Source organism: Microbacterium sp. A8/3-1 (genome assembly GCF_040267695.1).
GTDB lineage: Bacteria > Actinomycetota > Actinomycetes > Actinomycetales > Microbacteriaceae > Microbacterium > Microbacterium luteolum.
Window position 1 is genome coordinate 1,809,895 of the sequence record NZ_CP158357.1, and the last position, 9,127, is coordinate 1,819,021.

The 9,127-nt window shown below is 67.8% G+C and carries 10 protein-coding genes and 3 tRNA genes; 1 reads left to right on the forward strand and 12 read right to left on the reverse strand.

Features of this window, described 5'->3' with window-relative positions:
• Positions 1-62: 62 nt before the first annotated feature.
• The 12 genes from ABS642_RS08955 to ABS642_RS09010 form a co-directional block, all read right to left on the reverse strand.
• Positions 63-136: transfer RNA gene (locus tag ABS642_RS08955), tRNA-Met, on the reverse strand.
• 36 nt (positions 137-172) lie between these two features.
• A tRNA-Thr gene (locus tag ABS642_RS08960) sits at positions 173-244 on the reverse strand.
• A gap of 68 nt (positions 245-312) precedes the next feature.
• Positions 313-1,500 carry a peptidoglycan DD-metalloendopeptidase family protein gene (locus ABS642_RS08965; RefSeq protein WP_350353046.1) on the reverse strand — a complete coding sequence of 396 codons (1,188 nt, stop codon included), beginning with the start codon at positions 1,498-1,500 and terminating at the stop codon, positions 313-315.
• 207 nt (positions 1,501-1,707) lie between these two features.
• A complete protein-coding gene (locus ABS642_RS08970) occupies positions 1,708-2,502 on the reverse strand; it encodes an inositol monophosphatase family protein (protein ID WP_350353047.1) in 795 nt (264 codons plus the stop codon).
• Positions 2,499-3,467, reverse strand: a complete 969-nt coding sequence (locus ABS642_RS08975) for a hypothetical protein (RefSeq protein ID WP_350353048.1) — start codon at positions 3,465-3,467, stop codon at positions 2,499-2,501. Before ABS642_RS08975 ends, ABS642_RS08970 begins: the two co-directional genes overlap by 4 nt.
• Before the next feature lie 116 nt (positions 3,468-3,583).
• Entirely contained in the window at positions 3,584-4,387 is an 804-nt protein-coding gene (locus tag ABS642_RS08980) for an enoyl-CoA hydratase/isomerase family protein (protein WP_350353049.1), read from the reverse strand.
• Positions 4,388-4,433: 46 nt separating this feature from the next.
• Complete coding sequence (locus ABS642_RS08985) at positions 4,434-4,925, reverse strand: FBP domain-containing protein (protein WP_350353050.1); 492 nt, start codon at positions 4,923-4,925, stop codon at positions 4,434-4,436.
• Positions 4,926-4,934: 9 nt separating this feature from the next.
• The gene (locus ABS642_RS08990) at positions 4,935-5,831 is read right to left on the reverse strand and encodes a bile acid:sodium symporter family protein (RefSeq protein WP_350353051.1); all 897 of its coding nucleotides are present in this window, start codon (positions 5,829-5,831) and stop codon (positions 4,935-4,937) included.
• A gap of 128 nt (positions 5,832-5,959) precedes the next feature.
• The gene (locus ABS642_RS08995) at positions 5,960-6,139 is read right to left on the reverse strand and encodes a hypothetical protein (RefSeq protein WP_350353052.1); all 180 of its coding nucleotides are present in this window, start codon (positions 6,137-6,139) and stop codon (positions 5,960-5,962) included.
• A 217-nt stretch (positions 6,140-6,356) separates the two neighbouring features.
• Entirely contained in the window at positions 6,357-7,190 is an 834-nt protein-coding gene (locus ABS642_RS09000; protein ID WP_350353053.1) for a hypothetical protein, read from the reverse strand.
• A 143-nt stretch (positions 7,191-7,333) separates the two neighbouring features.
• A tRNA-Tyr gene (locus ABS642_RS09005) sits at positions 7,334-7,418 on the reverse strand.
• 86 nt (positions 7,419-7,504) lie between these two features.
• Entirely contained in the window at positions 7,505-8,434 is a 930-nt protein-coding gene (locus ABS642_RS09010) for a PfkB family carbohydrate kinase (RefSeq protein ID WP_350353054.1), read from the reverse strand.
• 83 nt (positions 8,435-8,517) lie between these two features.
• On the opposite strand from ABS642_RS09010, the gene ABS642_RS09015 reads away from it, so the two are divergent.
• Entirely contained in the window at positions 8,518-9,114 is a 597-nt protein-coding gene (locus tag ABS642_RS09015; RefSeq protein WP_350353055.1) for a hypothetical protein, read from the forward strand.
• The last annotated feature ends 13 nt before the right edge of the window (positions 9,115-9,127 follow it).

The following is a 9,127-nucleotide window of genomic DNA, read 5'->3' on the forward strand; positions in this document are numbered from 1 at the left end:
ATCGCAGAGGATGCCGTCGGGCAGAAACGACAAAACCCCCGGAAACCGGGGGTCTTGATCTGTAGCAGGAGCGGGGCTTGAACCCGCGACCTCACGATTATGAGTCGTGCGCTCTAACCAGCTGAGCTACCCTGCCGCGAGGCATCCGTCCGCGTGTGAGAAGAATGCTGCGAGCCCCGAGTCAGGATTGAACTGACGACCCCTTCCTTACCATGGAAGTGCTCTGCCACTGAGCTATCGGGGCGTGCTGCCCCTCTCGGGGCAACCACACGAGAATACCATCACCATGGCGTCCTCATGAAATCAAGGCGGTCAGTCCGAGTGTCGACCCGCGTTCGTGCGGAGCCACGGCAGCGGATCGATGGTCGATCCGTTGACGATGAGCTCGAAGTGCATGTGCGCGCCGTAGGAACGGCCCGTGTTTCCGGTCTTGCCGACGATGTCGCCGACCTTCACGGTCTGTCCCTGGGCGACCTGGAGCGATCCGTACTGCATGTGCGAGTAGTGACTCGTGATGACCGCGCCGTCGATCACATGATCGATGTAGACGGTCACGCCGTAGGCGTCGCCCTGCTCGGTCGCGATGCGCACGGTCCCGTCGGCGATGGCCTGGACGGGAGCGCCGTCGCCGGGGACGAAGTCGATTCCCTCGTGCATGCGGCCACTGCGCATGCCGTAGCCGTCGGTCATTCCGACGCCGACGAGGAACGGCCACTGGATGGCCGCGTCGGGGTCGTTCGTGAAGACCTCGTTGGAGTAGTTGATGCCCTGCTCGGCAGCGACCTGGACGAGCGAGATCGTGCTGAACCCGTCGGCGCGTGTCAGCGACTCGTTCTGGACGCCGGCAGGAGCGACGAAGGCCTGGATCTCGTCGGCGGAGTCGCCATCGGCGGCCTGCTGAGAGGACGCGATGAGCGAAGTCGCAGCAACGGAGGTCCCCTGGGCGGCGGCCACAGCCTCGGCAGGGAGAGTCATCGAGACCGCGAGCAGACCCGCAAGACTCATGACACCGACAGTCGCACCGACGGCGAACACCTTGCGCGCGCTGCGCGAACGGCGCTGCGCCACGTCGGGAGCAGCCGTGGCGGCGTCGCCCTCGGCTGTCGCGTCGTCCGCGACGGGCTCGGACGGAGCGGATGCCGTGGGCACGGGCCCGGTCGCACGGAACGCGCGGGAGGCGCGCTCGAAGGCGTCTGCGTCTACCGCGTCATCCGACGCGTCCGCGCTCGGCGCTGCGGGCATCTCGAAAGCCTCGGGGGCCTCCACCGGCTCGGAAACCTCGACGAGCTCTTCGACCTTGTCGGTCACTGCCGGAGCATCAGCGGCGTCGGGCTCGACGTCGGCCGGCTGCACAGGTGCGTCATCGATCCGGGCCAGGGGCGCGTCGTCGATCGGGGCGTCCGCGGTCACACGCTGGCGGGCGGCACGGCGGGAAAGCGGGGTGACAGCGGCGATGGCGAGGACGGCCTCAGCTGCTGCGACAGACTCCGTCGGTCCCACCGCGGGGGCCTCAGAGGCCTCAGTGCGGAGTCGGCTGGACCGGCGCGTGGGCGCAGAGGCAGCCTGGGGATTCTCGAAGGGCAAAAGCGTTATTCTCTCGGTCGTGCGTCAAGCTCGGGGGCGCAAACTCAGCTTTCACCTTCGGGTGGTGAAAGTAACGATCGCATAAAACCCTACCGGTATCCGCCTGGGAATGCCATGAACAGCTCAGTGTTTCTCACCGAGCAGCGCGAGGAGGCGCGCATGCACCTCGGGTCCTCCGGCGATGAGCATGGGCCTCGCCGAATCGAGGTCGTGGCGCGAGACCAGACCGCCGGCTTCCTCGACGAGGAGCGCTCCCGCCGCGAAATCCCACGGCTTGAGTCCTCGTTCGAAGTAACCGTCGAGTCGCCCGGCGGCGACGTACGCGAGGTCGAGCGCGGCCGATCCCGATCTACGCAGATCCCGGGCCATCGTCATCACCCGTCGCACGGTCGCGAGGTCGCCGTCGTGCGTGGCCGGGTCGTAGCCGAAGCCGGTGGCGAGCAGAGCCCCGGCCGATGTGTCCGATGTGACCGCGAGGCGGGTCTCCCCCACCCAAGCGCCATGTCCACGAGCCGCCGTGAAGAGTTCTCCGAGCGCAGGGGCGTTGACCGCGGCGGCGAGCGCCTCCCACGATTCGGGCTCGGCCGAGCCGCGCACGGCGGCGATGCTCACGTTGTACGCCGGCATGCCGTAGGCGTAATTGACGGTGCCGTCGATCGGATCGACGACCCAGGTGATGCCGCTCGTCCCGCGGTCGGCGCCGGACTCCTCACCGAGGAACCCGTCGTCCGGGCGGGCGGCGTCGACCCGCTCGCGGATCAGCGCCTCGACCTCGCGGTCGGCTTCGGTGACGATGTCGGCGATCGTCGACTTGGTGGCGGCGAGGTGCACACCATCGCGGCGACGGCGGAGCGCGAGCTCTCCGGCCTCACGCGCGATCTCCGTCGCGAGATCCTTGAGCTCGCCCTCGAGCGTCACGGTGCGGGGTGCTGCGGGGCAGGCGGGGGTGGCGGGAACGCGGGCGGAGCCGCCTGCTGCGGGGCCGCCGGAACCTCGGGCGCCTGCGGGGCGGGCGGGGTGAACGGCTGCGCGTACTGCGGCGCGACAGGCTCCGGGACCACAGGGAACGCCGCTGCCGGCGCCTGCCCGAGCGCCTGCTGCTGCGGCGCGACAGTCGGGTAGCCCGTGTAGTAGGCGTTCCAGTCCGGACTTCCGTCGGGAAGCACGGGGAGCGGGGTGAGGCCGTCGGCGTACGTGGGCCAGGCCGGAGCGGCGGCGATCGCGGCGGATGCCTGCGAAGGCTTCTTCGGCGCGAAGAGCGCGTTCAGGAGCGGGATGAGCGTCGTGCCGACGGCCGCGAGGATCGTCAGCGCGACCACGATGCGCCAGTAGAGCTCGCCGTAGTCGAAGCTGTGCGGGAAGGCCAGGTAGAAGATGAGCAGGCCGACGAGGCCGCCCAGGAACACGATCGTCGCGATGTAGATGATCCGGGTGAACGTCGTCACGTGGCGCCGCGCCGCGGGAGTGAAGAGACGCACGTGGAGCAGGGCGAGCTGCAGGATGCCGATGACGAGCAGCAGCTGGAAGAACCGCTCCGCACCGGTGAAGTAGCCGTCTTCCTCGGGAAGCCAGATCTTCACGGCGCCGACGAGGAGTGCGACGATCCACGTCACCATGCTGGCGAGAGCCAGCCAGTCCGGCCTGTTCGGCGCGAGCCCCGCTTCGAGGATCGCGATGCCGGCGAAGGCGGCCAGGAGCAGGATGGTCAGGAACGCCCGACCGATCAGGCCGTCCTGATCGCCGATCAGTACCCAGACGACGCACACGAGAGCGGCCGCGATGAGCGCGCCGATGGCGATCCAGATCGCCCCCCTGATGAGCAGCGACATGTTCTTCTTCTCACCCTGCGTCGATTGATGCGCGGTGGTGTCCGGCTGAGACATGGCCATCCTCTCGTTGAGCGGCGTTGCCCTCATCCTGCCACGCGTGCGGCCCGTTGCCACGGCGGCCGCCCGAACCGGGCGAAGTCATCGCGGAAGTGCTGGCGGTGCAGGAGCAGTCAGACGGATCTCTTCGCGGATGCCGCCGCGAAGGCCGCGACCCGCGCCTGCGCATCCGGAGTCTCGAGGGCGGCCCCGATCGAACGGGCCTCCTCGCTCAGTTGCTCGACGAACGAACGCTCCGGCTGAGAACGCACCAGGTGCTTCGCCTGTCCGTACGCGTCGGCGGCTCCGGCCAGCCAGAAGCGCGCGATCTCTTCGCCACGAGCCCGCACCCGCTCCGCCTCGGCCGCGGCATCCTCTCCCTCGACAGCCTCCGCGACGAGGCCCCACTCGACCGCCTCCTGGGCGGTGAGAAGGCGATCCTGCAGGACGAGCTGCAGCGCGCGGCGCTGTCCGACCGCGCGTGCGAGCTGCGCCGAGACCGACAGGTCGGGAGTGAGACCGATGTTCGCGTAGAGGCTGCCGAGCCGGGAACGCGATCCGACGACGGCGTAGTCGCTGCAGAGCAGGATGCCGAGCCCTCCGCCGGCCGTCGTCCCATGCGCCGCGGCGACGACGGGCACCGACGATTCGGTGAGCGAGCGGATGCCGGCGTTGATCACTTCGGCGAGCGCCGTGATGTCGGCACCGGAGGACGACCCCATCGTCGTTGCCATGTCGATGACGTCGCCACCGGCGCAGAAGGCCGGGCCGGAGGCGTCCAGCAGGATCGCCTTCACATCCGCTCTCGACGTGGCCTCGGCCGTCACGTCCTTCCAGGCGTGGGCGAGGTCGGCGTTGAATGCGTTGAGCCGGGTCGGACGGTTCAGCGTGAGCCGCGCCATCCCCTCATCGACCGAGAACAGGATGGCATCGCTCATGGCTTCTCCTTCGAGCATGGGACGTGTGGGTCCAGCGTAACCGCGATCAGTCCTGCGCCCAGACGCGCGAGACGAACGCCTCCATCCGCCGACGGGTTCCGTCGAGCCGGAAGTCCACCTGCCCGGGTGAGCGCACCTCGTTCGGCGCGAGAGGGTGCGCCAGCCGCACGTTCTCGTGGCAGGAGAGGTCCGCGCAGATGTAGGTGCCGAAGGAGTCTCCGCGACGGCCCGCGTCTCCGGCGCGGCGTGCCGAGAGCAGGGCGACCTGGTTTCCCGGCTGCATCGTATGGCAGATGTTGCACATGCCGGAGCGCCCCCTGCCCGGTTCGGACGCACGGAGCACGACCCCGGCGACGCCGCCCTCGTGCTGGATCAGGACGTACCCGCGCTTGGCCGCACTCGGGTCCCGCCAGGCGAAGAAGTCGAGGTAGTCCCAGTCGACGAGCACGAAGTCGTGCGGCATCTCGAGGGTGCGCAGCTCGCCCTCGTCCGCATTGACGAACGATGCCCGGACTTCGGCTTCGGTGAGCGCTCGCATCGTTCCAGTCTATGAACCCTCTGGTGCCGTCGAGGCCGGGGCTCCCGCTTCCGCCGCCGAACGGTCGCGGATGAGGAATCCGAATCCGAAGGCGATGAAGAACATCAGCACGCCGTAGACCGCCGCGGGGAGGCTCAGTTCGACCGAGCCGAGCACGGATTGTGCGATCACGATCGCGAGCGTGGCGTTGTGGATGCCGATCTCGAACGAGGTGGCGATCGCCTGTCGCCTGCCCACTCGGAGCCACCGCGGGACGAGGAACCCGATGGTCAGGCTGATCACGCAGAACAGCACGGTGATCAGGGCGAGCTGGGTGAAGTTGGCGACGAGGAGCGCCCAGTTCGACGCCACGGCACCGGCGATCACGACGATCAGGATGATCACGGATGCGATGCGCACGGGCTTGTCCATGCCCGAGGCGAACCGCGGCCAGAACCGACGGATCAGCATTCCGAGCGCGACCGGCAGGAGGACGATCGCGAACACCTCGAGCGCCTTCGACCACTGCAGTCCGAGCCTGTCGTCGAACGGCTGGAAGTAGGCGATGGCGAAGTTCGTGATGAGCGGGAGGGTGATCACCGCGATCACCGAGTTCACCGCGGTCAGCGAGATGTTGAGCGCGATGTCACCCCGGAACAGGTGGCTGTACAGGTTCGCCGTCGTGCCGCCCGGCGATGCGGCGAGCATCATCATGCCGACCGCGAGGATCGGCGGCAGCTGGAACGCGAGCACCAGACCGAAGCAGATCGCCGGAAGCAGCAGCAGCTGACAGAGCAGCGCGATGATCACCGCCTTGGGCTGCTTCAGCACCCGCGCGAAGTCGGCGAGAGTGAGGCTGAGTCCGAGCCCCAGCATGATGATGCCGAGGGCGACGGGTAATCCGATGGTGGTCAACGCTGATCCCATGGGACTCAGTGTGGCGGATGCAGGGCCTCGGTGTCACGGAGTGATTGTCACCGGCGACGGATCATCGAATCCCTGCATCAGCTGGACCTGCGTCCACTGGACCGGCGCGTCGTCAAACACCGGCTCGATCACTTCCCAGGCAGGATGGCCGCCGTGACCTGCAGCACCAGCGCCACAGTCCAGACCATCGTCGCGATGAAGACGGCGACCTGGATCGCGATCGTCACGATGAGAGGAGCTGCCCCCTTCCCTCCTCGGCGTCGGATGACGGCGTGACGCCCGATCACGTACACGAGCGGGGACAGCAAGCTCCATAGCCAGGGGAACGGGTCTGCGATTCTACGCGAGCGCGTGTGCAGCCGCCGGGTACAACATCCACGACGTGGCGAAGTGGATGGGGCGCTCGAACATCAACGTGACCTACAGCACCTATATGCACCTCTTCGCCGGAACGCACGACATGGCTGGACTCGATGCCCTCAGCGCGTCGGCCACGCCGGTTCAGCGAATCGGCGGTGCGACTGGCTAGCGGCGAGCGATGGCTCCCGAAGTGAACCACTGGACGAGGGGAACTGCGAGCATAACTGCAGCTTCGGCTTCAGCCTGGGTGGGCTTCCTATAGCCGTTACCGCCGTGTCGGCTTTCCTGACCGGCCCAAAGGGCCTCGGCCATCTTGATAGGAACGTCCGCATCGGTCGTCGGAAGATCCAGCTTCCAGTTAGCCTGAGCCTTCATGTCACGGACCAGCGTTCCAAGCGTCGCCTTCAAGTTGTTCGGTGTCACGACGTGCACACCCGCCTCCTCGACAGCCTTAATCGCCTTCTCGTAGGCTTCCTCGTAGTCCGGCGAGCGTCCGAACGCCGCATGCCATGCCTCAGACAAGAGCGCCCCTGCGCCCGGAACCGACATCGCCGCCTCTGCCGCTTGCTGCACGCCTTCGGGGACTCGGCGCTCCAGCCCAGCTACGCCTTCGCGTTGCCCGACCTTCCACATCGAGCTACCGGCGCTAAGGATGTCTTCGAGCTTCTTGTTTTGATCAGGTCCGCCATAGCCAGCAAGCCGCCCCGCGTTGTCGTAGATGGTCCAGTCGATGATGCGCAACGCCTGCTCAGCGTTGAATGAATCGAATAGTCGATCGGGACCGATGGTACGCAAGGCCTCGACCAACGGGTTTGAGCGAGTCGCGAGATCGTATCGCTGCATTTTCTCGATGTTGTACCTCAGACCAACTCGGCCCGATGCCCTGTAGGCGAACTGGCTGCGGAACCAGTCTTGGAGCGGGCTGGCCATGTACGGCGGAATACCGTCGACGAGCGTGTGATGGTTCGAAGCGTCGCCATCCCGAGGAGTCCAGTTCACGATCCCATCATGGCCGACAGCTCCGACACAACGAGACTCTGCCATCCCCACGGAGGGGTTCCGAGGGGATGGACTGATCGTCCTCCGTCAACGCCAGAGGCCCGGACTCGCAAACTTCTGCGAGATTCCGGGCCTCTATGGTCTGGTGGCGAGTGAGGGATTCGAACCCCCGAATGCGATGCAGTCTGATTTACAGTCAGATCCCTTTGGCCGCTTGGGTAACTCGCCAGAGCGCACCCGTCCGACTTGAACAGCCAACCGGGGGCACGAAAGACCATCATACCCGCCAGACGCGGGCACATGAAATCGGCCCGTCAGCTGCCGAAGACGCCTCGTTCGGCCTCCGCGAGAGACTCCGGCGTGCGGAGCAAACCGCCCTCGGCACGGCACGTCGCGGCGGCGATGTCCATGGCGCGGGTGAGCAGCGCGCGCCACTCGTCGAGCGTTGCAGGGGTCCCCGCAACGAGGCCGGCGGCGACCGCCGAAAGGGTCGCATCCCCCGCACCCACCGTGTCGACGACGCGGCCGGGGAGGTCCGAGATCGGGGCCGCAGCGGTCCCGGCATCCGTCTCGAGGAGCGCGCCGTCGGCACCCGCCGTCGCGAGCACCGCCCCGACTCCGATGCCGCGGAGTCGAGCGCGCAGCGAGGCGAGGTCGCCGTCGTACAGGATCGCCGCGTCGTCGGCGCCGACCTTGACGATGTCGGCACCCGCCGCAGCCCGCTCGAAGCCCCTCACGAACTCGGCCCGATCGCTCAGCATGCCGGTCCTCGGATTCGGATCGATCGCCAGGCGCGCCCCCGCTGAGGCCTCGAGCAGGGCGTCCACCTCGGCGGGCACGTCGAAGGGGAAGCAGCTGATCGCGACCAGTCCCGCCTCCGCGATGGCCTGGCGAGCTTCGCCGGAATAGCGGATGCTGCGCTTCCGGGCCGCTTCGTTGAAGACGTAGTCGGGCTCCCCGTCGGCCGCGCGCTGGACGACTGCACGCGAGGAGCCGTGCGGAGCCGCGCTCTCGATGAGACGCACTCCGTGATCGGAGAGGTATTCGCGGATGTGCGCTCCGGCCTCGTCCTCGCCGACCATCGCGATGAGCGTCGTCGCGACGCCGAGACGTCGGAGCCCGACCGCCACGTTGAGCGCGGCCCCGCCGACCAACTCCCGCACACCCGAATCGTCGCGGATCTCGTCGATCAGGGCATCGCCGATCACGACGACGGATCCTGCGGTGGAAGTCTCGATGCTCATCCGCCGACCCTACCGCGACGCGCCACTGCGAGCGTGCCGCACGAATGCTGTCCCCCGAACCGCAACCGCGCTACGGTGTGGCCATGAACGCGCGATTCCCCGCAGGCGCCGCGGCACTCCTCCTCGTGGCCGTCCTCACCGCGTGCGGACCGGCATCCGACGACTCGGGAAACGCGGGCGGATCGCCGAGTCCGTCGGCCGGAGCATCCGATGGCCCCGTCGAGACCGGAACGCCGTCCCCCAGCCCTTCGCCGACCGCGAAGGGCGTCGCGCTGCCGACGGACTGCCGCGCGATCCTCTCCGACGATGTACTCGCCCAGCTCGAGGGCACGCCCCTCAACGACGCCGCGTTCGGCCCGTCCGGCGTCGGCACCGACGGCACGCTCACGTGCATCTGGGCGGATCCCCGAGCCGACACCACCAGGCTCGTCACGACGATCTCCGCCATGAATCGCGGCCCGGCGCTCGACATGCTCAACGCACTCGCCGACACCGAGGGCTTCGCCTGCTTCACCCCCGACGGCGGCACCCGCTGCGAGAAGACCTGGCCGAACACGCAGTATCCGGTGACCGACGGACGCACGCTGTTCTGGCGTGACGACATCATGATCGACACCCGGTACTCCAACCTGTCGCCGTCCGGCTACACGTCGTCGATCGTCGCGCACATCTTCGACTGACGACCGCGCGCCG